At 60.1% G+C, this 20,518-nt stretch carries 23 protein-coding genes and 1 tRNA gene; 12 read left to right on the top strand and 12 right to left on the bottom strand.

Annotated elements, in window-relative coordinates; all coding sequences use genetic code 11:
• Window positions 1-56: 56 nt before the first annotated feature.
• A complete protein-coding gene (locus C2E15_RS08765) occupies window positions 57-1,076 on the bottom strand; it encodes a Gfo/Idh/MocA family oxidoreductase (RefSeq protein WP_104957023.1) in 1,020 nt (339 codons plus the stop codon).
• A gap of 109 nt (window positions 1,077-1,185) precedes the next feature.
• Between C2E15_RS08765 and C2E15_RS08760 the strand changes: the two genes are divergently transcribed.
• The gene (locus tag C2E15_RS08760) at window positions 1,186-2,205 is read left to right on the top strand and encodes a LacI family DNA-binding transcriptional regulator (RefSeq protein WP_104957022.1); all 1,020 of its coding nucleotides are present in this window, start codon (window positions 1,186-1,188) and stop codon (window positions 2,203-2,205) included.
• Window positions 2,206-2,375: 170 nt separating this feature from the next.
• Entirely contained in the window at window positions 2,376-3,239 is an 864-nt protein-coding gene (locus C2E15_RS08755; RefSeq protein ID WP_104957021.1) for a DUF4198 domain-containing protein, read from the top strand.
• A 51-nt stretch (window positions 3,240-3,290) separates the two neighbouring features.
• Here the strand turns inward: C2E15_RS08755 and C2E15_RS08750 are convergent, their stop codons facing one another.
• From C2E15_RS08750 to C2E15_RS08745, 3 genes are all read right to left on the bottom strand, one after another.
• Window positions 3,291-4,007 carry a Rossmann-fold NAD(P)-binding domain-containing protein gene (locus tag C2E15_RS08750; protein WP_425438041.1) on the bottom strand — a complete coding sequence of 239 codons (717 nt, stop codon included), beginning with the start codon at window positions 4,005-4,007 and terminating at the stop codon, window positions 3,291-3,293.
• A complete protein-coding gene (locus C2E15_RS21860; protein WP_218926714.1) occupies window positions 4,007-4,336 on the bottom strand; it encodes an NAD-dependent epimerase/dehydratase family protein in 330 nt (109 codons plus the stop codon). The genes C2E15_RS08750 and C2E15_RS21860 overlap by 1 nt, the downstream gene beginning before the upstream one ends.
• A gap of 161 nt (window positions 4,337-4,497) precedes the next feature.
• Window positions 4,498-4,764, bottom strand: a complete 267-nt coding sequence (locus tag C2E15_RS08745) for a hypothetical protein (RefSeq protein WP_104957020.1) — start codon at window positions 4,762-4,764, stop codon at window positions 4,498-4,500.
• A gap of 980 nt (window positions 4,765-5,744) precedes the next feature.
• On the opposite strand from C2E15_RS08745, the gene C2E15_RS08740 reads away from it, so the two are divergent.
• Both C2E15_RS08740 and C2E15_RS08735 read left to right on the top strand, forming a co-directional pair.
• Entirely contained in the window at window positions 5,745-6,479 is a 735-nt protein-coding gene (locus C2E15_RS08740) for an AzlC family ABC transporter permease (protein ID WP_104957019.1), read from the top strand.
• A complete protein-coding gene (locus tag C2E15_RS08735; RefSeq protein WP_104957018.1) occupies window positions 6,476-6,766 on the top strand; it encodes an AzlD family protein in 291 nt (96 codons plus the stop codon). Before C2E15_RS08740 ends, C2E15_RS08735 begins: the two co-directional genes overlap by 4 nt.
• Here C2E15_RS08735 and C2E15_RS08730 read toward each other — a convergent pair.
• Window positions 6,763-7,248: an Lrp/AsnC family transcriptional regulator gene (locus C2E15_RS08730; RefSeq protein ID WP_245912366.1), complete on the bottom strand. Its 486-nt coding sequence runs from the start codon at window positions 7,246-7,248 to the stop codon at window positions 6,763-6,765. The two genes, C2E15_RS08735 and C2E15_RS08730, sit on opposite strands and share 4 nt — an antisense overlap.
• A 166-nt stretch (window positions 7,249-7,414) precedes the next feature.
• Here C2E15_RS08730 and C2E15_RS08725 point away from each other — a divergent pair, with 166 nt between their 5' ends.
• Entirely contained in the window at window positions 7,415-8,989 is a 1,575-nt protein-coding gene (locus tag C2E15_RS08725; protein WP_104959129.1) for a sensor domain-containing diguanylate cyclase, read from the top strand.
• Between the two features lie 18 nt (window positions 8,990-9,007).
• Here C2E15_RS08725 and C2E15_RS08720 read toward each other — a convergent pair whose 3' ends face one another.
• Window positions 9,008-10,237, bottom strand: a complete 1,230-nt coding sequence (locus tag C2E15_RS08720) for an amino acid permease (RefSeq protein ID WP_104957016.1) — start codon at window positions 10,235-10,237, stop codon at window positions 9,008-9,010.
• Between the two features lie 634 nt (window positions 10,238-10,871).
• Here C2E15_RS08720 and tcuC point away from each other — a divergent pair.
• Both tcuC and C2E15_RS08710 read left to right on the top strand, forming a co-directional pair.
• A complete protein-coding gene (gene tcuC / locus C2E15_RS08715; RefSeq protein ID WP_104959128.1) occupies window positions 10,872-12,182 on the top strand; it encodes an MFS transporter in 1,311 nt (436 codons plus the stop codon).
• Window positions 12,183-12,193: 11 nt separating this feature from the next.
• Entirely contained in the window at window positions 12,194-13,009 is an 816-nt protein-coding gene (locus C2E15_RS08710) for a substrate-binding domain-containing protein (RefSeq protein WP_104957015.1), read from the top strand.
• On the opposite strand, the gene psrA is transcribed toward C2E15_RS08710, so the two are convergent.
• The 3 genes from psrA to C2E15_RS08695 form a co-directional block, all read right to left on the bottom strand.
• Complete coding sequence (psrA, locus tag C2E15_RS08705; RefSeq protein ID WP_104957014.1) at window positions 12,984-13,883, bottom strand: L-proline-binding transcription factor PsrA; 900 nt, start codon at window positions 13,881-13,883, stop codon at window positions 12,984-12,986. The genes C2E15_RS08710 and psrA overlap by 26 nt on opposite strands.
• A gap of 87 nt (window positions 13,884-13,970) precedes the next feature.
• On the bottom strand, window positions 13,971-14,858 hold the full coding sequence (gene yddG, locus C2E15_RS08700; protein ID WP_104957013.1) for an aromatic amino acid DMT transporter YddG: 888 nt from the start codon (window positions 14,856-14,858) through the stop codon (window positions 13,971-13,973).
• Window positions 14,859-15,026: 168 nt separating this feature from the next.
• Window positions 15,027-15,102: transfer RNA gene (locus C2E15_RS08695), tRNA-Val, on the bottom strand.
• Between the two features lie 494 nt (window positions 15,103-15,596).
• On the opposite strand from C2E15_RS08695, the gene C2E15_RS08685 reads away from it, so the two are divergent.
• On the top strand, window positions 15,597-15,854 hold the full coding sequence (locus C2E15_RS08685) for a hypothetical protein (RefSeq protein ID WP_104957011.1): 258 nt from the start codon (window positions 15,597-15,599) through the stop codon (window positions 15,852-15,854).
• A 168-nt stretch (window positions 15,855-16,022) separates the two neighbouring features.
• On the opposite strand, the gene C2E15_RS22195 is transcribed toward C2E15_RS08685, so the two are convergent.
• Together C2E15_RS22195 and C2E15_RS08680 are read right to left on the bottom strand one after the other, a co-directional pair.
• On the bottom strand, window positions 16,023-16,151 hold the full coding sequence (locus C2E15_RS22195) for a hypothetical protein (protein ID WP_281257541.1): 129 nt from the start codon (window positions 16,149-16,151) through the stop codon (window positions 16,023-16,025).
• Between the two features lie 163 nt (window positions 16,152-16,314).
• Complete coding sequence (locus C2E15_RS08680) at window positions 16,315-17,043, bottom strand: ZIP family metal transporter (RefSeq protein ID WP_146108537.1); 729 nt, start codon at window positions 17,041-17,043, stop codon at window positions 16,315-16,317.
• Between the two features lie 200 nt (window positions 17,044-17,243).
• Between C2E15_RS08680 and C2E15_RS08675 the strand changes: the two genes are divergently transcribed.
• The 3 genes from C2E15_RS08675 to C2E15_RS21650 all read left to right on the top strand — a co-directional run bounded on the left by C2E15_RS08675 (window position 17,244) and on the right by C2E15_RS21650 (window position 18,972).
• Entirely contained in the window at window positions 17,244-17,846 is a 603-nt protein-coding gene (locus tag C2E15_RS08675; RefSeq protein WP_104957009.1) for a DUF8038 domain-containing protein, read from the top strand.
• A gap of 94 nt (window positions 17,847-17,940) precedes the next feature.
• The gene (locus C2E15_RS08670) at window positions 17,941-18,606 is read left to right on the top strand and encodes a DUF3313 domain-containing protein (protein WP_245912365.1); all 666 of its coding nucleotides are present in this window, start codon (window positions 17,941-17,943) and stop codon (window positions 18,604-18,606) included.
• 195 nt (window positions 18,607-18,801) lie between these two features.
• On the top strand, window positions 18,802-18,972 hold the full coding sequence (locus C2E15_RS21650; RefSeq protein WP_167391849.1) for a lipoprotein: 171 nt from the start codon (window positions 18,802-18,804) through the stop codon (window positions 18,970-18,972).
• Between the two features lie 428 nt (window positions 18,973-19,400).
• Here the strand turns inward: C2E15_RS21650 and C2E15_RS08665 are convergent, their stop codons facing one another.
• Window positions 19,401-19,604: a hypothetical protein gene (locus tag C2E15_RS08665; RefSeq protein WP_104957008.1), complete on the bottom strand. Its 204-nt coding sequence runs from the start codon at window positions 19,602-19,604 to the stop codon at window positions 19,401-19,403.
• A gap of 574 nt (window positions 19,605-20,178) precedes the next feature.
• On the opposite strand from C2E15_RS08665, the gene C2E15_RS08660 reads away from it, so the two are divergent.
• Complete coding sequence (locus tag C2E15_RS08660; RefSeq protein ID WP_104957007.1) at window positions 20,179-20,490, top strand: hypothetical protein; 312 nt, start codon at window positions 20,179-20,181, stop codon at window positions 20,488-20,490.
• Window positions 20,491-20,518: the final 28 nt, after the last annotated feature.

The following is a 20,518-nucleotide window of genomic DNA, read 5'->3' as shown; positions in this document are numbered from 1 at the left end:
CGCGCCTGCATGTCGGGGGCGCCAGCCCGGCCGCCCCTTTCGCCCCCGCCTCGCTGTTACGCCGCGCCTCCCGTCAGCTGCGCCACCGCGCAGAAGCGGCGCGTCTGCAGCGCGAGCGTCGCCGCTTCTGCGATCGCCTGCGCCTGCAGCCCGTCCAGCAGGCGCGGCAGATCGGCCGACGGCACGCCCTGAATCTCGCTGACGAAGGCATCCAGATGATCGTACCAGGTCGCGCGGATACGGCTGAACCAGTCGGGCCACATCCCCGGCTGCCGCTGCGCGTCACCCTGCCACAGCCGCACGCCCGGCGGCAGCGGGCTCGCGGATTCCGCCAGCCCGGCGGCGCCCATCACGCTGATGCGTTCGTCGTAGCCGTAGCCGGTACGGCGCGCATTATCCAGCTGCGCCAGCGCGCCCTGTTGCAGCTGCATAATCAGCACCGAGGTATCAACGTCCCCCAGTTCGCTGAGCGCTGGCTGCGCCAGCGTCGCACCCAGCGCCCCTACCAGCGTTACCTCATCGCCCGTCAGCCAGCGCAGCAGATCAAAGAAATGGATCGCCTGGTCGCGCATCTGGCCGCCGGAGGCGCGCAGATAGTCCAGCGACGGCATCTCAGACGAACGGCACACCATCTGGATCAGCTCCGGCTGGCCGATAGCGCCGGCGGCAAGCTGCCGCTTCAGCTGACGATGGCTCTGATCGAAGCGCCGGTTGAAGCCGACCGTCACCGGCGCTTTTAGCGGTAAAATACGCTCTACCGTCTGTTGTGCCCGCGCCAGCGAAAGGTCGATCGGTTTTTCGCACCAGACCGCTTTGCCGGCGCGCGCCGCGGCCTCCAGTAGCGCAGCGTGCGATGGCGTGGCGCTGGCGATCAGCACCGCGTCGATCTCCTCATGCCGGATCGCCTGCTCTACCGTCGCCGTCCGGCTGCCGTAGCGCTGCGCCAGCTGCCGCGCGCGCGCCTCATCGATATCGGCCGTCAGCGTCAGCGCCGTAGCGGGATGCGCCGCCAGGTTGGCCGCATGCACCTGTCCGATAAAACCGCAGCCTACCAGCGCAAATTTGATCTTTGCCATTTTCAACCGCCTCGTCCTTCGCTATGTTTGTGAACAGGATGTTAAGATAAGCGCCCTGACGCGCCGGCAGAATGGCGTTTTTGAGGGTTTCACCTCAACGGAGTGGGAAATGAAAACAGTCACTCTTGCAGCGCTGGCGAAAATAGCCGGCGTTGGGCTGGCTACGGTGGATCGGGTACTGAACGAGCGCGGCGGCGTCTCGCCGCAGACCACGCGCAAAGTGCTGCAGGCGGCGCGCGCGGCGGGCCTGAAGCGCATATTGCCGGAAGATCATCGCCAGCCGTGGCAGATTGAAGTGCTGCTGAGCGGCAACGACTCTTTCTTCTTTCGCCAGCTGGCCAGCGATTTCGCCGCGGTCGCCACCGGGCTGGGCTATCGCCGCCTGACGCTGCACCGCACCTTTATCCCGGAAGATCGCCCCGATCAGCTTGCCGCGCATATCCTCACGCGCAGCAGGCAGCGCGACGGGCTGATCGTTTTCGCCCATGAACATCCCGCTATTTATGAGGCGCTCTCCCTGTGCAAACAGCGCGGCGTGCCGGTGATCACTCTGGTCACCGATCTGCCGGGCGCAGAGCGGCTGTGCCATGTCGGCATTAATCAGCTGCAGGCGGGACGCACCGCCGGCCTGATGATGGGCCGTATGCTGCGCCAGCAGGGCGATGTGATTATGGTTAGCGGCCGTTTCGACTACAGCGCGCACCGGCAACGGATCGAAGGGTTTCGCGACGTATTACAGCAGCGCTTTCCCGCTATCCGTCTGCGCGAGGCGCTGGCGGGCAACGAACAACGTGACACCATCAGTAAGCTGCTGGAAAAGCAGCTGGCGCAGTCGGACGCGGTAGCGGGCCTCTACAACACCGGGTTGGGCAACACGCAGATCGGCGAAGCGCTGGCGCGACATCGCCTGCTGAGCCGCTGCGTTTATATTACCCACGAACTTTACGCCACCACCCAGGCGCTACTGGCGCAGGGCGCGTTGTCGCTGACGCTCGACCAGAATACGCGCCGTCATGCCCAGCTGGCGACCGAGCTGATGCTGCGCTATCTCGATGGCGGCGACGCGCCGCACACCTACGCTGACGGCAAGGTAGAGTTTATGCTCTATACCGAAGAGAACTGCCGCTGAGCCGCCGCTGTCCCCCTCTGCGGCGGTTCCGGCGCGCGGCAGAACAAGATCTCCCCGCTGCGCTACCGCACGGAAAAATGTTATGATATAACATACGCACTTACGGGTGACCTTGTCGCCCGATTGTTGCCCGGTGCGGGCGAAACCTTTGGGAACGTTCTGGAGATAACATGAAAAAAACGCTGTTCACTGCCGCGCTTGCGCTCGTTTCACCCGCGCTGCTGGCCCATGAGCTGTGGCTGAATGTGCCGCCCGTGGCCGCCGGTAAGACGCTGGAGATTGAAATGGCCTATGGCGATAACTTCCCGCACGGCGAGCCGATCCCGCCGGCGCGTCAGGCGCTGTTTGCCCCGCTGATCGCTACCCACGGCACCGGCCAAACCGAATCGTTTCCGATCAACAGTGAGAAGTACCGTTTCAGCCTCGCCCGCCCGGCTGTCGGCTCATGGCTGGTGAGCGCCACCTATAAGCCCGCCTTCTGGTCGCTGAAGCCCGACGGTGAAAAGTACCAGTGGCGGCAGAGCAATAAACAGCAGTGGCCAGGCAGCTACTGCATGGAAAGCACCATGAGCGCGAAAAGCGCCAGCTATATCGGCGCGCCAGGGGCCAACCCGGCCCTGACGCAGCCCACCGGCGCGCGGCTGGAATTTGTGCCGCAGGTAGATCCTGCCACGCTGAAAACCGGCGATACGCTGAAGGTGACGCTGCTGGCTAACGGCAAGCCGCTGGCGAATCATCAGGTGGGCATTGCGATGGTCGATCTTGCCGCGAAGGCGCCCGCGCCGCATGGACATCATCATCACCATCATCACGCTGTCGACGCCACGCTGAGCCATCCGGCGCTGGCGCACACCTACGCCTATGAAAACGCGGCGATGAAGGATCATACTGACGCGCAAGGGGTGCTGAACCTGCCGATCCTGAAAGCGGGCCAGTGGCTGCTGATGAGCGCCAACGATACGCCTTACGCCGACCGCGCCGTCTGCGATATCCATCTCGATCAGACCACCTTTGGCTTTGCCATTGCTGAATAACGGCAATAAAAAAACCGGCGTCTGGCGCCGGTTTTGTCCTTTTTCCCACGCTTAGGGAATATAGCGCTGCTCGCGCAGCTGCGTCAGCAGCTCGATAAACATCTCTTCACTGTCGATACAGTCAGCAAAGCCGTGCTGACGCGCCTTAATGGTGCTGGTGATATTATCGAAGGAGGTTTTAAGAATAAAGTCGCCGAACTGCCAGGAGACAATCTTCTCATAAGGATAGGCGTGCAGGCCGTGCTGCTGCGTCAGCTGCTGCCAGAGTGTTGCCTTGTCCGCCATCATCTGCTGCAGCGAAAGCGGGAACGGCTCGCCGACCGGCACCTCAAAGAAAGCGGCGATGCGCGGCCAGATGCGCGACCAGCGGAAATAGTCGCCGTTGGTGATATTGAAAATCTCGCCGCGGCACGCCGGGTTTTCCCCCGCCCAGTCGATGGCCTTTGCCAGAATGCGCGCATCCGTCACCTGATAAAGCGCGTCCCAGGCTGCGCGCGGGCCGGGAAAGGACATGGGCACGCCCAGCGCTTTGGCGATGCTGCCGTAGACGGCGATCACCATCAGCAGGTTCATCGGGTTGCCCACCGCCATGCCAATCACCGCCTCCGGACGTAGCGCGGTCCAGGACCAGCTTTTGCCCTGCGAGCGGCTGCGCAGAAAATCTTCCTGATCGTAATAGAAGTTGGGCGGCATATGGCGTGGGTCGCTCTCTTTCGCCGGCGACGGGAACGGGCCGATATGGGCGCCATACGCCTTGCCGCCCTGCATCAGCGCCACGTGCTGCAGCCCGGTGCGTGCTTCTCCAGCGTTTCCACCAGGTTTTGCAGCATCAGCAGGTTAACCTCGACCAGCTCCGCCGGCGTCGGTCGCTCCTGATAGGCGGCGAACACCAGGTGCGTGGCGCCGGTCAGCGTCGCCAGCTGCGCTTCACAGGCGTTTTTGTCGGTCAGATCGACCGCGATATGGCGCGCACGCGTGGGAAAGTCAGGCGCGCGCCGCGACAGCGCGATCAGCTCCACATCCTGATGTTCGAAATGGTTAAGCACGGCGCGTCCAATCACGCCTACCGCCCCTGCGACAACCACCGTTTTTTTCATCCGAGGCTCCTCTGTGTCAGCTGATTAATGAAAAGCATTACACAGGGCAGTGTTGTACACCGGCCGGGAAGCGTCAAAGCGCAGAGCGCGCCTTAGCGGCCTCGCCGTGCGGCAAGGCAGACCGGGCGCGGCCTGCGCCCCGCTGACGGAAATGTACGATTTTATGTCTGCACGCGCGGCGCATCGTTTTTCACCTCCACCAGCACCAGCGGGTTTCTTTTCACCCGGCAGGCCTGATCGCGCGCCAGCTGGCAAACGGAACAGTAGTCATGCACCTCGGAGTGATATTCATATTCAATGTAACAACGAAACTTCTCGCCATAAGAGCTGAGCCGACAGAAGCGGCGCGGTTCGAGAAGCTCATCGAGCTGTAGGAATGTCAGGGCTGAAGGGTTATGAAACCCGACCCGAATGCGATAAGTAGTCATGGTCCGATTATTTTCGCAAAGCGCGGCGCAGGCCAGCTGGTAATGGTTTTTCCTGAGATAGGCAAAAGCTAAGAGTGTGAGCCGCCGCGCAGCACGGCGTCAAAAACCCGCGCCCGGCGATATCGCCCTGTACAAAAAAAGGACTTAACTGTAGGATATTTTACGCTTTTTATAGGGCCCCCTGAAGCGCCAGGATATCCCCTGTTACAACACGCTGGAGAAGGTAATGACGCTGAAAAAACTGATGTGGGTGCTGGCGATAGCGGCGAGCTTTACTGCCGCGATTCACGTTTCCGACCAGCTGATCGACGCACAGGTAAGCGCCATGGCGGAGAGCGAGTAAGGGGCCGCCGCCCGGCTCCCTTCTCTTTGCTGAAAGATCGTTGCGGCCTGGCTGGCTGTCTGCTGTCCGTCTGCCTGCTGTCCGTCTGCTTGCCTGCTGTCCGTCTGCTTGCCTGTTGTCTGTCTACTTGCCTGCTGTCTGTCTGCTTGTCTGCTGTCCGTCTGCTTGCCTGCTGTCTGCGGCATGCCAGTCTGATGCCTGTCTGTCTGCCTGTCTGAGGCCGACTTGCTGCCTGTCTGCCGGCTGGCCGGACCTCTTCAGGCTTAATTGCGCCCTCGCCTATAAAGTTCCCCGGCGCGACGCCGATAGTCATCAAGCCTGAGGCAGGATGCGTTTAATCGTAAGGCGTATCGTGCCTCGGGCGACTAATCACTGACGTAATCTTGTAAGCTGCTTGCCGGTCTCATCCCCGGCGTTTCGGACATGTCCAGCCCGCTCCGCGCGGGCTTTTTTATGCCGCAAGATCAGACCTCGCCAGCCGCGCGTCGTTATCCCTGCTTTTACCATGGGTTTAGCACTCAGTTTCACTTTCCCCCGTATTATTGAAATTTCTCTTCTTTTAGGGCGCTTTTTCGCCTGAAAACGCATCCCGCTGCCCGACGCGAGACGATATAATCTCCGCAAATAAGGAGATGCTATGCACCGTGATCTTTCCATCGCCGCCGGACGCTCATCATTCAGTGAAATTCAGCGTGGTCTGCTGTCATCCGTTCCCCTTCTGCTTGGCGTATTGCCGTTCGGCCTGCTGCTGGGCGCGCAGGCGGCACAGAAAGGGCTCTCGCCTTTTACCCTGGTCTCGATGACCGGGCTGAACTTCGCCGGCGGCTCGGAGTTCGCGGCCATCGCGCTCTGGTCCTCGCCGCCGCACGTGCTGACCATTGTGCTGGTAAGCCTGCTGATCAACAGTCGCCATCTGCTGATGGGTGCCGCCATGACCCCTGCGCTGGCGCATCTGCCTCCGCGCAAAGCGCTGCTGGCGCTGTTTTTTATGTGCGATGAGAGCTGGGCGATGAGCATGGCGGATGCGGCGCGGCGGCGCGCACAGGGGCTGCCCCTCTTCAGCGCCGGTTATTACGTCGGCGTGGCGGGGGCGCTGTGGGTGGTCTGGGTGATCTCCACCGGCGCGGGCGTGATCATCGGTCCGGTACTGGGCGATATCACCCGTTGGGGGTTCGATATGGCCTTCCCGGCGGTGTTTCTGGTGCTGCTGAAAGGGATGTGGAAAGGGCTGCGTTCCGCGCTGCCGTGGCTGGTTAGCCTGATCTGCGCCGGCGCGACCTGGCACGCCTTTCCCGGCGCGGCCTACTACGTACCGGCAGGCACCCTTTCCGGTATTGTGACCATTCTGCTGTTGCACAGGAAATCCGCATGAGCCTGACGATTTTGACCATTCTGCTGATGGCGATGACGACGTATCTGACGCGCATCGGCGGTTATCTGCTGCTACGCGATCGCGCCTTTAGCCCGCGCGTTAAAGCGGTGATGGAGGCGGCGCCCGGCTGCGTGCTGATCACGGTCATTGCGCCCCACTTCGTCACCCGCGACCCGGCAGATCTGCTGGCGCTGGCGATCTCGCTGCTGGCCGCGATGCGCTTTTCGCTGCTGCCGGTGGTGGCAATAAGCGTCGGCGCGACTGCCCTGTTACGCTATCTGCTTTAAACCACGCGGCGGCCGTTTTCGCCACCCTGGCCCAGCGGCAGCTCGGAGGTCTGTTTGATGGTCTGCATGGGCAGCTCGGTCTTCAGGCTCTGGACGCCGCTGATGCGTGCCAGATGGTCGATCTGAAACTGTCGGTAGGCATTCAGATCGGCCGCCACCACCCGTAGCAGAAAATCGCAGTCACCCACCATCAGATGGCACTCCACCACCTCCGGCAGCGCGCGTACCTCACGCGCGAAGTTATCGACGGTGTCCGCATCCTGGCTGCGCAGCCAGACACGCACAAATACCGTCAGCTCCAGCCCCATCGCCGCCGGATTGAGGATGGCGACATAGCGTGCGATGGCACCGCTCTCCTCCAGTTGTTTAACGCGCCGCAGACAAGGCGACGGCGACAGCCCCACCTTTTCCGCCAGCACGTTGTTCGGGATACGTCCATCCTTTTGCAGCTCACGCAGAATACGAAAATCCAGCTCGTCCATCTTTAGCTTCCGGTATAACGATTTCACAAAGTCAGGGTAAATTATGCCCATAAACGCGCGGGCCGCACGTTTTTCTGCGTCGCCGTCGGACGTAACGTCCTGATTAACTGCGTACCAGCATAAGCTGTGCTTTACTTAACGCCATATCCTCTGAGTGAAACTGTTTATGAAGATCGGCGAAAAAGTTTCCGGCGCATTCGTTCTGCACTCTTCGCTTGGCAGAACCATGACCATTTTTATGCTGCTGCTATTGACGGCGGTGCTGATCGTCAGCGCCTGGACGCTGGACCGCTCCTGGGAGCGCAAGCTGCACGATGCGGAAAGCAGCGCGGTTAACCTGTCGGTTTCTCAGGCGCGCCAGGCGGAAGATACCTTCCTGCAGACGGAGATCATGCTGCGCGCCATGCAGCGCGAAATCCCTGACGACGGGCCGAACGCCGTCAATAAGGCGGAGCTGAACGCGGTGCTGGCGGAGATGAAAAGCAGCCTGCCGCAGATCAACGGCCTCTTCATCTATGATGCCCAGGGCCACTGGATTGCCAGCTCGGCGGCGCACGTGCCTGCCGGCATCAACAACAGCGACCGTGAATATTTTATCTATCATCACCAGAATCGCCACGGCGGCACCCATATTGGCCACGTGATCCGCAGCCGTACCACCGGCGAGCTGGTGATCCCGATGTCGCTGCGGCTGAACGATGCCGCCGGCGGCTTCGCCGGCGTGGCGCTGGCCACGGTGCGCGTCGATTCGTTTAAACGCTTTTACAGCTACTTTGAGCTGGGCGAAGGCGATCTGCTGGCGCTGCTGCTGGATGACGGCACCGCGCTCTATGTCCGCCCCTTCCCGGACGCCTTTATTAACCGCAGCCTCTCGGCCAGCCCGCTGTTCACCACCCAGCTGCTGCGCGCCGATCGCGGCAAAGGGACCTGGCGTTCGGCGCTGGATGATAAAGAGCGTATTTTCGGCTATGCGCGCTCCGGACAATATCCGCTGATTGTGGCGGCGGGCTTCGATAAATCGGAGCTTTGGTCACAGTGGCTGCGCGACAGCCTGCCGGATCTGGTGCTGAACGGCACGCTGCTGCTGATTATTGTGATGATCGGCACCGTGGTGCTGCGGCAGGTGCGCACCAACGTGGAGAACCAGATTGAGCTGACGGCGCTGCGCGATGAGCTAACCACCATCAACCAGACGCTGCAGGCGATGGCATTGCTGGATAGCTTAACCGGGCTGGCAAACCGGCGGCAGTTCGATCTGTTTCTGGCGCAGAGCCTGAAGCGTTCGGCGCTGACCGGCAAGCCGGTGGCGCTGATCATGATGGATATCGATTTCTTTAAGCTCTACAACGACACCTACGGCCACGTAGCGGGCGATAACTGCCTGCGGCGCGTCGGCGAAGCGCTGAAGCAGATGTCGATTCGCCAGACCGATTTGATTGCGCGCTACGGCGGCGAAGAGTTCGCCATTGTGCTGCCTAACGCCACCCTTGAGGTGGCGAAGCGCGTAGCGGAAAACGCCGTCGGGGCGGTGCGCGCCATGGCGATTCCCCATGAAAGCACACAGCTGCCGGCGCACATCGTGACCCTCAGCGCGGGCGGCTTCGCCCTGCAGGGCAGCGGCGACGCACAGGATGCGCAGCTGATCAAAGAGGGGGCGGATCGCGCGCTGTATGAGGCCAAGCATAATGGCCGCGACCGGGCGGTGGTACAGAGCGCGCCGCCTGCGGTAACGGGACGCTGAGCGCCCCGCCTCACCCGATTAGGCCAGGGCGTAAAGCAGCGCAGAGAGCGTGGCGAGGCCGCCGAGTAAAATGCTCAACGCTTTTCCGCCGCGCAGAAACGCCAGCGCCGGCTTGTTGTAGATAAGCCAGGCGGGGATCAGGAACAGGATGATGGCGATCAGCGGGCCGCAAAACGCCTCGATCAGGGTAATGACGTTGGGGTTGGCGTAGACGATCAGCGAGGTCAATGCATACATCGCCACTACGGCGGCGGCCTGGCTTCTTTTCCGCCCTTTTTCGCTGCGGCAGTTAAACAGGCGCACGGTAAAATCGCTGAAGGTTTCCGTCACCGACAGCGACACGCCGAGGAAGGATTTGGTCATGCCGATAATGGCGATAAAGGGCGCGATATAAAACAGCACGCCGGCGTGGTCGGGCGAGGCGATAATCGACAGCACGTTGAGATTTTTCTCTTTCGCTTCAGCGAAAATCGCGTGCGGCATGCTTAATACGCAGCTGAACACAAAAAAGATAATGCTGACGAAAATCGCCAGATAGGCGAGACGGATCACGCGGAAAGCGCGCGGCGCATCGCCCTTTTCCTGATAGTGCGCGGCCAGCGGGGAGATAATCGGCGCGCAGCAGAAGGAGAAGGTGATCAACGGCAGCGTCAGCCAGATATTTTTAAAGGTGGTGGCGGCGGAGGTCTCCGGCAACGCGCTCAGCGCAGCGGTGACGTTTTCCCAGCGCCAGGCGGGGATCTGCACTGCGGCGATGGCGATAATGGCGATGGCGAACGGCAATGCCAGTACGCTCATGGTGCCGACCACCCGGTCGCGCCCTTTACTCAGGATGCCGAACAGCACCACCATACAGATCAGCGTCAGCAGCCCTTTATTGACGCTGGCGACGTGCAGGCGCTCGACGATAAAGTTATCCAGCGCGCTGACCAGCGAGATACCGTATACCAGCATCACCGGGTAGAAAGCGATACAGTAAAGCAGCGTCATCGCCCGGTCGCCGCGCGGCCCGAACCAGGTGCTTAACGACGGCAGACGCTGCCGATCCGGCTCGCTCATATAGATGCGGCCCAGCACCAGGTGTGGCAGCAGCGAGAGCGGCAGCCCCAGCAGCAGCATGATGATAAAGATCACCGGCCCGCGCGTGCCGATTTCGATCGGCAAAAACAGCGTGCCCGCGCCGACCGTCGTGCCATATAAGCCTAACGTCCAGACGGTATCCTGGAGCTTCCAACCCTGATGTTTCATAAAAATCCTGCAAAATAAAAAAATCAGTTATTCAGTGAAATTGACAGGCCATCTGTCTGGTTTGCGTTTTACCGCGGCGCAGCCGCGGGGATTAACAGGCGAGATGGCAAAACGACTGCGCGCGGATCTTATCAGAAAAAAGCGTGCGGAGGCCGTCGCGGCGGCGGCGGCGGCGCTAAAAAGGCCAATAAAGCACGATTTTAATTTTTCACGGTAGCGGCGACGTTAAATATGTTTAGCGCCGTTAGATTACATCGCCGCTATTTTACATCGCCGCAATAAACGGCCGGCGGCGCGTGGCGCCGATCTGAGGGAGCCGCGTTTTTCTTCATGGCGTAGTGCGTGAGTTTAGCCTGCGCGCCAGCACTATGGTTAACATTTAACCTACATAACCATTCAATTCCATTATGAATTCTGTCACAAAAACGAAAACTCATGCGGCCGCGCCGCGTGCGGTAAAGCGCAGTATGGCAAAGGTAAACTTCAGTAAATACGGTGAGTTATCTTCATGCCCGCTTTATTGATGCGTGAAACGCATCAGACCATTCGCACATTGCACTTATTAACGCTCTCCGGCTGGTTCAGTCTGCAAACCAGGCGCGGCAAACAGCGTCATCAAAAACCGGAGACCCAGATGCAAACATCTTCTACCTCACCCACGACCACCCGTTCCCGTATCGGCGCGATCTTCCGCGTGACGTCGGGCAATTTTCTGGAGCAGTTCGACTTCTTTCTGTTCGGCTTCTACGCCACCTATATCGCCCATACTTTTTTTCCGGCGAGCAGCGAGTTCGCTTCGCTGATGATGACCTTCGCCGTTTTCGGCGCCGGTTTTCTGATGCGCCCCGTCGGGGCGGTGGTGCTGGGCGCCTATATTGATAAGGTAGGCCGACGCAAAGGGCTGATTGTCACCCTGTCGATTATGGCCGCCGGTACCTTTCTGATTGTGCTGATCCCCTCTTATCAGAGCATCGGGCTATGGGCGCCGCTGCTGGTGCTGACGGGCCGTCTGCTGCAGGGTTTTTCCGCCGGCGCGGAGCTGGGCGGCGTCTCGGTCTACCTGGCCGAAATCGCCACGCCGGGCCGCAAAGGCTTCTATACCAGCTGGCAGTCTGGCAGCCAGCAGGTGGCGATTATGGTCGCCGCGGCGATCGGCTTCGCCCTGAACGCCCTGCTTGACGATGCCGCGATCCGCGAATGGGGCTGGCGTATTCCTTTTCTGCTCGGCTGCCTGATCGTGCCGTTTATTTTCCTGCTGCGCCGTAAACTGGAGGAGACGCAGGCGTTTAATGCCCGCCGCAGCCACCCCAGCATGGGCCAGGCGTTTCGCACCCTGCTCGGCAACTGGCAGGTAGTGATCGCCGGCATGCTGATGGTGGCGATGACCACCACCGCCTTCTACCTGATCACCGTTTACGCGCCGACCTTCGGCAAAAAGGTGCTGCTGCTCAGCGCCTCCGACAGCCTGCTGGTGACGCTGCTGGTGGCGGTCTCCAACTTCTTCTGGCTGCCGGTGGGTGGCGCGCTCTCCGACCGCTTCGGCCGCAAGCCGGTGCTGGTCGCCATGACGCTGCTGGCGCTGACCACCGCCTACCCGGCGCTGACGCTGCTGGCGAACGCTCCCAGCTTTCAGATGATGCTTGGGGTACTGCTCTGGCTGTCGCTGATTTACGGCCTGTATAACGGCGCGATGATCCCGGCGCTGACGGAGATCATGCCTGCGGAGGTGCGGGTGGCGGGGTTCTCGCTCGCCTACAGCCTGGCGACAGCGGTGTTCGGCGGCTTCACGCCGGTTATCTCCACCGCGCTGATTGAGTACACCGGCGATAAAGCTTCGCCGGGCTACTGGATGAGCTTTGCCGCGCTGTGTGCGTTGCTGGCGACGCTCTTTCTTTATCGCCGCCGCGCCGTTCCCTTCCCTCAGGCCGGTAAAACCGTCAGCTAAGGAGCGCGAAAATGAAAATCCATCAGGCTTTATCTGCGCTGGTCATCGCCGCCGTCTGCAGCGCGGGCGCGCAGGCGAAAGAGCTGACCGTGATGATCTCCGGCGGCTTCAAGGCCGCCTGGGAGACGCTGGCGCCGCGCTTTGCGGCGCAGGAAGGCTACAGCATTAAAACGATCTCCGGCCCCTCGATGGGCAGCACGCCGCAGGCGATCCCGGCGCGGCTGGCGCGCGGAGAGCCGGCGGATGTGGTGATTATGGTGGGCGACGCGCTGGGCGACCTTGAGCAGCAGGGCCGCATCCTGCCCGGCTCCCGGGTGGAGCTGGCCGATTCGCCGGTCGGCGCGGTGATCAAAAAAGGCGATGCGCCGGTGAACATCGACAGCGTGGCGGCCTTGCGCGCCGCCCTGCTGAACGCCCGCTCGGTCGCCTATTCCGATAGCGCCAGCGGCAGGTATGTCAGTACCCGACTGTTTAAAACGCTGGGTATCGATAAGCAGATGCAGGGTAAAGCGCACCAGGTGGCGCGGATCCCGGTCGCCTCGCAGGTGGCTGACGGAAAATATGCGCTGGGCTTTCAGCAGGTCAGCGAACTGCTGCCGGTGCCGGGCGTGACCTTCGTCGGCGAGCTACCCGCCAGCGTTCAGTACATTACCCGCTTTGCCGGCGCGGTGGTCGCCACCTCGGCGCACCGCCATGAGGCCAGTGATTTACTGAACTATCTCGCCTCGCCGGCGGTGCAGCAGGTGGTGCGCTCAACCGGCCTGCATTCCGTGGCGCCGCAGACGGTCGCGGCGCAGCCGGTTAAACAGCGCAGTACTGTTCAATAAGCAGGTTTTCCAGCTCTCTGGCAATGTGCGACACCATTCGGCCGTTTTTACGCAGCAGGCCGACGGTGCGTTTCACCACCGGTTCGATCAGCGGTACGCTGGTCAATGCCAAGTGGCCTGACGAGGGCATTGACATCGCGGGGACGGCGGCAATGCCAAGCCCCGCTTCAACCATGCCCAGCATAGTGGTGACATGGCGGGTTTCACAGATGCTGGGCCGCGCCGGCACAATATCGTCCAGCGCCCGATCGAGCAGGTTGCGGTTACCGGAAGTTTTATCCAGCCCCACCCAGGCGTGGCGGTAAAAATCGCGCCAGCTGATGCTTTTATCGCCGGCTATCGGATGCTCATGCCGACAGGCGGCGACATACACATCCTCCAGCAGCGGCAGAAATTCAATATCCGGCTGTGAGACGCCGGAAAAGCTGATGCCAAAGTCAGCCTGCCCGCCCATCACCGAGTCATAAACGTTGCCGGCGCTGCTGTCGATCAGCTTTACGCGTACGCGCGGATAGCGCGCCTGGAAGCGGCTGATAACATCCGGCATAAAGTAGTAGGCGGCGGAGGGCACGCAGGCGACGGTCACCAGGCCGGTTCGCGTCTGGCTTACCTCGCTGATATCGGCCATCACCTCTTCAAAATCGGCCAGCAGCCGGCCGGAGCGCTCGGCAAAGGCCTGGCCTTTCAGCGTCAGCGTGACGCGGCGGGTGGTTCTTTCAAACAGCTTCAGACCCAGCGCATTTTCCAGCTTGTCGATGCGCCGGCTCAGGGCGGACTGCGACAGGCAGATGGACTCCGCCGCGATGCGAAAGTTGCCATACTCCACCAGCGCCCGAAAGGCGTAAAGGTCGTTCAGATCGAAATTTACCGGCATGTTTTCTCTGTCCTGTGCGCGGTTAAGGCCGCATCCCTGTGGGCGGCCTCACAGGGGACCGCCTGATAAAAAGTGAACCTGCAAGCCTCAGCGCGTCGGCGAGCGGGTGGCGTACCAGCACAGCAGCGAGCCGGCGCAGACCATCAGCGCGCCGCCCCAGAAAGCGAAGCCCGGGGCGGCCTCCAGCAGCGCGGCGGCGAACAGCGCGGATAGCACCGGGGTAAAATAGGAGGCGCTGGCCAGCAGGGTTACGTTGCCGTGCAGGATGCCGATGTTCCAGGCGGCATAGCCCAGCCCCATCGCGGCGGAGACCAGTGCCAAATCCACCAGCGCTTTCACGCTGATCTGAAACGCCGGCGTCGCGCTAAAGAGAAACTTCAGCCATAGCGTGACGGCGGTAAGAATAAAAAACAGAGTAATGCCGTTGCTGCCGTTGGCAATTTTTTTGGTGATGACGCAGTAAAGGCTCCAGATCACCGCGCCGCTGAACGCCAGCCCGTAGCTCAGCGGGTTGGCGGCGAGGCTGGCCGCCATATGGGGCAGCGAGAGGCCGCTGGCGCCGCCCAGCACCTTGCCGACGCCCGTCAGAGAGATCAGCATGCCGGCCACCATCAGCCAGGAGGGCCGTTTCCTTTCCGCCAGCACGGCGAACAGCAGCGTCAGGCTCGGCCAAAGGTAGTTCAGCATGCTGACCTCGATCGCCTGCGCGCCGGAGTGCGCAAAGCCGATCGACAGTGAAAGGCAAATTTCATAGGAGACGAAAAGCAGCGATCCCCAGAGCAGATAGCGGCGGGGAAAAGCAGAGAGAGGAGGCAGGCCAACGATAAACAACAGCAGCAGCGCGCTAAAGCTATATACCATCGCCGCGCCGCCCACGGCGCCAAAAGCGTCGGTAACGCCGCGCAGCAGGCCAACGAGGGTACTCCAGAGAAGAATGGCGATAAATCCAGTGGCCGTGGCGTGTCTGACCGTCATGCGCGGGTAGATCTCCCTGTTCAGCTGGCAAAGACGCCAGACAATTAATCTCTCTGCAGATTTTATCACGACGGCGCGAAAGGAGCAGCGTTGCGGCGCAGGGATCCGGACAACGCGGAATAAGAGCGGGCTGACTGACCGCCTGCAGGGCTGGATCTGGCGGCGACGTGGAACGGGCAGCAGGATTCGAACCCGCATCCTCAGCCTGTACGGCTGGCGTAATCTCCACTTATACCACGCCCGTTTTGATTAAACAGGGGAAAGCGTTTGGTCGGTAAACAGGAAAATATCAGGCTTTTTCTTCCAGCCACGAGTTAGCGGCGAGACTGGCAAAGCAGGAGGTCTTGGTTAAAGGCAGGTGACAGCAGGCGCAGCTGGCCCCGTGTCGCGTTTTTTTGGTGCTGGAATAGCAGGTAAAGATGAATTTATGACTCCCGCAGGCGGGACAGCTGAACTTCAGTGAGCGCATAGTTACCTCATAAGGAGACGCCTTGTAAATATCTGATGTGCCTTAAGCGTACGCTTTACGGCTGCTTTAACAAGCGAAGACGGAAGCCTGAATGCCGGTTTAATCGTCCTTTTACCGCACATGTCGCAGCCAGCACCGCTCACAGCCCGATAGCAGCAATCGTCTATTAGGAATTTTCTTAATCAATGACCGTGTGGCCTGCCGGGGATGGCAAACTGATGAACTGGGTTTAGGCTGATAATTCGGTTTACAGCAATCTGGAGGTTGTTATGCCCTCAGTTCAACTGCACATCAAAGACCACCCGGAATATGCATTTACCGGCCACTATTTCACCGACCAGCCCGCAGGAGAAAACGCACCGCTACGCCGCCATTTCGAGATCCAAAAGGCGACGCAGCCCGCAGAGGCTTTTCAGGATTTGACACAGGGCGATAGCGTCACCTTCGTTTCCGCCAGCGGCGAAGCGGAAGAGATGCTGCTGAGCGACGAAACGGCGTCGCATATTATTTTTGTCTCACGCGACTGAATCCTCTTCCGGCGGCGCGCTGCCGCCCGGCTTGCTGCCCCGCTCCGGCGGGGTTTTCATCATCACGATCCCGGGTCGCAAAGCGGCATAAGAGGCGGCAAAAGCGATGGCGCACCCTGTGGCGACGGGTGATCAAGGTTCAGCCCGGTTTTCAGGCCGGGCTGACAATCAGTGGCACTGCCCCGTTACACCGTCACGTCCATTCGGACAGACATCCGATGCGGGGATCAGCGATGCGACGCCCCATGAGCAGCCCGTCAGAGATAAGCAGACCACCAGCATTAATACCTTTTTCATAAGCCCCCTTCTGATGCGCTTTCGTACCCGGAGATTACCTGCGCACCTATTATAGGCGCTGTTATCCGAACGGCGGGCCGCCGCTGTTGTTTTTACCGGGCTGACGCCCTAAACGGCGCTTTTTTCGCCGTCAGGTAGCTGGCGTTATCGCTGCGGCAGGCGGTTAACCGCCCATTTTACTGAGCATAAACGCCGCCAGAAAGCCGCTGACGGTGATCAGGCCGGCAAAGTTATGCGTTTCAGCAAAGGCTTCCGGGATCATGGTATCCACCAGCATCGCCAGAATCGCCCCGGCGGCGATAGCGGTGGTCGCGGCGATAATATCGGGCGAAAAGCCCTGAAACAACGTATAGCCCGCCAGCGCCGCCAGCCCGGAGGCGAGCGCGATGCCGCCCCAGACACCGAACACATAGCCCGCGCTACGCCCCGCTTTTTTCATCCCCGCCGCGCTGGATAGCCCTTCAGGAATATTGGAGAGAAAAATAGCGATCACCGCCACCACGCTGACGGCGCCGCCATGCAGCATCGACAGGCCGATGACGATCGATTCCGGGATGCCGTCCAGCAGCGCCCCCAGCGCGATCGCCGTGCCGCTGCCGCCCGCTTCCTGCTCTGAAGGCTGTTTGCCGCCGGAGCGTTTGCGGTGCTGCGCACCGCGCTTCGCCAGCAGCCAGCTCGCGAAGGTGTAGATGGCTGCGCCGCCGATAAAGCCGGCGGCGGTGGAATCGAAGCCGCCCGTTTTATAGGCCTCGTCCATCAGCTCAAAAGAGAGTGCGGCGATCAGCACGCCACTGCCGAAGGCCATGATCGCCGCGATGGCACGCTGCGGCACGGCGATAAACCAGGCGACCGCGGCGCCAATCACTAAAGCAAAGCCGGAAATCCCCCCCAAAATCCCGCCTGCGCCCATAACGGCACTGTCGTCATCTGCTGCCCCTTCTCAATGAATTTTATGCTTTAAGCATAGTGAGGAAACGGCACCATGCGGGCGAAGCGCCGACGGTTACAGCGGAAGAAAGAAAAAATGCGCGGCGCAGGGAACCGCAAAGCGCGCGTCGCCACTCAATGTCGTCTAACTACGGAGGAACACCTATGCAAGTTGCTATGCGCGTCGCCAACAGTCTCTGCTGCGGCATCCCGACCCAGCACAATCACGAACCCCGCACTACCGATGAAACGCTGAAGAAAATGGATGAGCGTTACGACAAAATGAACGTCAACGAGCAGCCGAACGTCTGCTATACCCTTGCGATGCATGCGGGTGTTGCCGGCAAGACGCTGACCAAAAACGCCGAACAGGAGATCGCCCGGCAGACCAGCGGCAACGCCAACTATAACGAGCGCTATCAGCAAATTATGGGCATCACCGCCGGTAATGCGCGCCTGCATTTTAACGCGGCGGATATCCCTGAATCGGGAATTATCAACTTCCGCGATCGTAATAATGAGCGGCTGTATCATACTGCCTATATTCATCGCGATCCCAGCGGCGCGCTGTCGCTGATGCACAATAACGGCATGGCGCTGGACAGAGCGATGATCGCCAATCAGGCGCCGGATGGCGCGCAGCACGGCGGCATGGTGGTCTATCCGTTGAATCAGCAGCGCACCGCTAATCTTCAGGCTTTTCTGGATAGTGGCTTTAGCTATCATTTTTCACCGGCCAGCGCGATTAATGAAAGAGTAGGCCAATAAGCGTTGCTAAAATAAGCGGGCAGCATGAGTAAAAGGTCGGAGTTCCCCTATCACACTACGCAGGCCGCATCCTGCATTGACTTAAGGAATGACCATGCTTATCCCCGTCAAAACCGGTATGAAAATAAGCGCCGTTTTGCTGTTCGCCATTTTAGCAGGCTGCTCATCTAAGGTAGCCAACACCAGCCAGTATTCCGGCTTCCTTGGCAATTATGCCGATCTCAAACCGGCGCGGTCGCCGGGCGGGCATGAGACGCTGCGCTGGATATCGCCCGATTACGACAGCCGCCGCTACCAGAATGTTTACGCTGCGCCGGTTGTCTATTATCCCGCGCCCTCACCGAACGCCCGCGTCAACGCGGTCACGCTGGAACAGGTGCGGCTTTATACCGAACAGCGGTTAAAAGGCGCCATTGGTCAACGGCTGCCGCTGGTGCAGCAGCCGCAAAAAGGCGGATTGCTGGTGAAAGCGGCGATCACGGCGGTGAGCGCGGAAAATAAAGATATGCAGTTTTACGAGGTGGTGCCGGTCGCCGCCGTTGTCGCCAGTACCATGGCGGCAACCGGCCATCGCACGCAAAACACCGTTCTGCTGCTGGAGGCCGAAGCGATTGACGTCGCCACCAACCAGCCGGTGATTAAAGTGGTGCGTAAAGGCTACGGTAAAAACGTCGCCAACAGTACGGCGCCGATTAGCGCGGCGGACGTGAAGCAGGCGATCGATGAGATGGTGGCGGACGTTGTGAATTTCCCGCAATAGCCCCCGTTTCGCCTCGCGCAGCCAGGCTGGCGTCCATCTTGCACGAGGGACGCCAGCCGCTCTCCTCTCCCCGGCTTTATCTTAAATGGCTGTAAAAACAAGATGCTGCTCTGGCTGCGCCTTTGACAATGCCCTGCGGTTCACTACCCTTTAAAGGCAACGCTGTTGTTGTATTGAAGGTAAACAGGGAAATTTATGAAAAAGATTATCGGTGGTTTGTTTCTGCTTTCCGGCTTATTTGCGCTGGCCGGGTGTCAGCATGACAGCAGCGCTGTCGGCCCTGATGGCCGTCCGCATGCGCCAAGCAACCAGTCCGTGCCTGGCGGCCCGCAGGGTCAGGGCCCGGTAGGTCAGCCGCAGTCTTAAGCCGCGTCGGCGTTACGCCGGACAACGCCCCTTATTCAGCCCGTCCCGTTCGGGCTTTTTTACGTTGGCTGTCCGCCAGCCAGCCGCTGTAATAGCGTTAGCGCAGTAGCGGCCAACAGATTTATGCGGCACAAAAAAACCGCCTGTAGGCGGTTTTTATCCTGGCTCAGATATCTTTTCCGGCATCGGGAGGCAGATCGTCTTCCCCTTCAATGTATTCGATATCCTCGTCATCCTCTTCAATCTCATCGGGCAAGGGCTGATCAACATCGGGGCGTTCAGACATGGCGACCTCCGGCATGGTGGGTATCTGTAGACTATAGCCTGGCGACGCCCGTTGTGCGGCAACGAGCCAAAATTTAGCGCGTCGCGCAGATGGGCGGAGAGATCCCCCACCCTGTTGAACGAATCATTGCCCGACGATAAGACTATTTGTGCGAGCAGCTGGCTTCCGCCTGGCTTTGACGCTCCGGCGGCGGGGTATGACGGTGACTCAGGCATGAGGCGATGGTCAGCGGCGCGTTGCAGCGCGCGCAGGCGGCGCCATGCCGGGTCTGGCTGAAGTGGCAGTAGCGGGTAAAGATAAACTTCTCACAGCCGCACTCCGGGCAGCAAAAACTTAGAAAGTACATGCTTCCTCCCGATGAGTAGTGGATACGATGTCAGCAGAGCAGACATAAACTTTAGCCGTTTATTCCATATAAACGTTGCGTTAGCCACCGTTATTAATAAGTTACATAGCGAATCGTTTCGGTAAACTTTTGCTTATAAAACGTACCTGGTTTGGGTAAGACGCGAGACCAGGCCACGCGCCGTGCAGGCTCCGGCGGTGTTTGCGCTGGCGAATTTGACAGGCGCTGCCCGCCTGTTTTATAAGAGAATTTTATCATTTCAACACAGCAGGACGATGCGTTCGCTCTCTGAAGCGGCGCGCGGCAGAGGCGGATCGGCAGCCTGATCTTAAGCGAGACGTGGAAAGCTATATTGACAGCGCCATGCGCCGCCGAACGCTCTGGGTTCCTGGGTTCCTGGGTTCCTGCAGGCGCAGCGCACAGAGCATGTTTAGCGTCGGCAACAGCAGACGCCTGGCCGCCACTACAGGCAGCGATGGCGAATGCGCGCACCGGCGTTTGACCGGCATAAAAGGCGCATCGCCTGAGAGCCGGGAAGCGTTAACTAACCTCGCTACCTTTTAAGGAGAATACAATGATCGTCAGGACATGGCATGGATGCGTTCCGCTAAAACATGCACAGGGCTTTGCCGAACATCTGCAAAAAACCGGCGTTGAGCATTCAACAGGCACGCCGGGCAATCAGGGCGCTTTTGTGCGCCGGCAAACGCAAGGGGAATGGGAGCATTTCTTTCTGGCTACCTACTGGAGCAATCTGGAGGCGATAAAAGCCTTTGCCGGAGAAGATTATCAGGTTGCGGTCACCTATCCGGATGACGAACAGTTTGAGCTGGTTTCCGATCCGTACGTTTTTCAGCATAGCGTAGCGTCGGTTTCTGCGCTGTAGCGCTTCCCCGCCGCCCGTGGCGGCGGCC

This window comes from Mixta gaviniae, assembly GCF_002953195.1.
GTDB lineage: Bacteria > Pseudomonadota > Gammaproteobacteria > Enterobacterales > Enterobacteriaceae > Mixta > Mixta gaviniae.
The sequence above is the reverse complement of the archived record's forward strand: the minus strand, read 5'-3'. Positions and strand labels throughout refer to the sequence as shown.

Coding starts and splice junctions, on each gene's coding strand:
- C2E15_RS08765 (WP_104957023.1), bottom strand. CDS start 1,076: ATGGCAAAGATCAAATTTGCGCTGGTAGGCTGCGGTTTTATCGGACAG.
- C2E15_RS08760 (WP_104957022.1), top strand. CDS start 1,186: ATGAAAACAGTCACTCTTGCAGCGCTGGCGAAAATAGCCGGCGTTGGG.
- C2E15_RS08755 (WP_104957021.1), top strand. CDS start 2,376: ATGAAAAAAACGCTGTTCACTGCCGCGCTTGCGCTCGTTTCACCCGCG.
- C2E15_RS08750 (WP_425438041.1), bottom strand. CDS start 4,007: ATGCAGGGCGGCAAGGCGTATGGCGCCCATATCGGCCCGTTCCCGTCG.
- C2E15_RS21860 (WP_218926714.1), bottom strand. CDS start 4,336: ATGAAAAAAACGGTGGTTGTCGCAGGGGCGGTAGGCGTGATTGGACGC.
- C2E15_RS08745 (WP_104957020.1), bottom strand. CDS start 4,764: ATGACTACTTATCGCATTCGGGTCGGGTTTCATAACCCTTCAGCCCTG.
- C2E15_RS08740 (WP_104957019.1), top strand. CDS start 5,745: ATGCACCGTGATCTTTCCATCGCCGCCGGACGCTCATCATTCAGTGAA.
- C2E15_RS08735 (WP_104957018.1), top strand. CDS start 6,476: ATGAGCCTGACGATTTTGACCATTCTGCTGATGGCGATGACGACGTAT.
- C2E15_RS08730 (WP_245912366.1), bottom strand. CDS start 7,248: ATGGACGAGCTGGATTTTCGTATTCTGCGTGAGCTGCAAAAGGATGGA.
- C2E15_RS08725 (WP_104959129.1), top strand. CDS start 7,415: ATGAAGATCGGCGAAAAAGTTTCCGGCGCATTCGTTCTGCACTCTTCG.
- C2E15_RS08720 (WP_104957016.1), bottom strand. CDS start 10,237: ATGAAACATCAGGGTTGGAAGCTCCAGGATACCGTCTGGACGTTAGGC.
- tcuC (WP_104959128.1), top strand. CDS start 10,872: ATGCAAACATCTTCTACCTCACCCACGACCACCCGTTCCCGTATCGGC.
- C2E15_RS08710 (WP_104957015.1), top strand. CDS start 12,194: ATGAAAATCCATCAGGCTTTATCTGCGCTGGTCATCGCCGCCGTCTGC.
- psrA (WP_104957014.1), bottom strand. CDS start 13,883: ATGCCGGTAAATTTCGATCTGAACGACCTTTACGCCTTTCGGGCGCTG.
- yddG (WP_104957013.1), bottom strand. CDS start 14,858: ATGACGGTCAGACACGCCACGGCCACTGGATTTATCGCCATTCTTCTC.
- C2E15_RS08685 (WP_104957011.1), top strand. CDS start 15,597: ATGCCCTCAGTTCAACTGCACATCAAAGACCACCCGGAATATGCATTT.
- C2E15_RS22195 (WP_281257541.1), bottom strand. CDS start 16,151: ATGAAAAAGGTATTAATGCTGGTGGTCTGCTTATCTCTGACGGGCTGC.
- C2E15_RS08675 (WP_104957009.1), top strand. CDS start 17,244: ATGCAAGTTGCTATGCGCGTCGCCAACAGTCTCTGCTGCGGCATCCCG.
- C2E15_RS08670 (WP_245912365.1), top strand. CDS start 17,941: ATGCTTATCCCCGTCAAAACCGGTATGAAAATAAGCGCCGTTTTGCTG.
- C2E15_RS21650 (WP_167391849.1), top strand. CDS start 18,802: ATGAAAAAGATTATCGGTGGTTTGTTTCTGCTTTCCGGCTTATTTGCG.
- C2E15_RS08665 (WP_104957008.1), bottom strand. CDS start 19,604: ATGTACTTTCTAAGTTTTTGCTGCCCGGAGTGCGGCTGTGAGAAGTTT.
- C2E15_RS08660 (WP_104957007.1), top strand. CDS start 20,179: ATGATCGTCAGGACATGGCATGGATGCGTTCCGCTAAAACATGCACAG.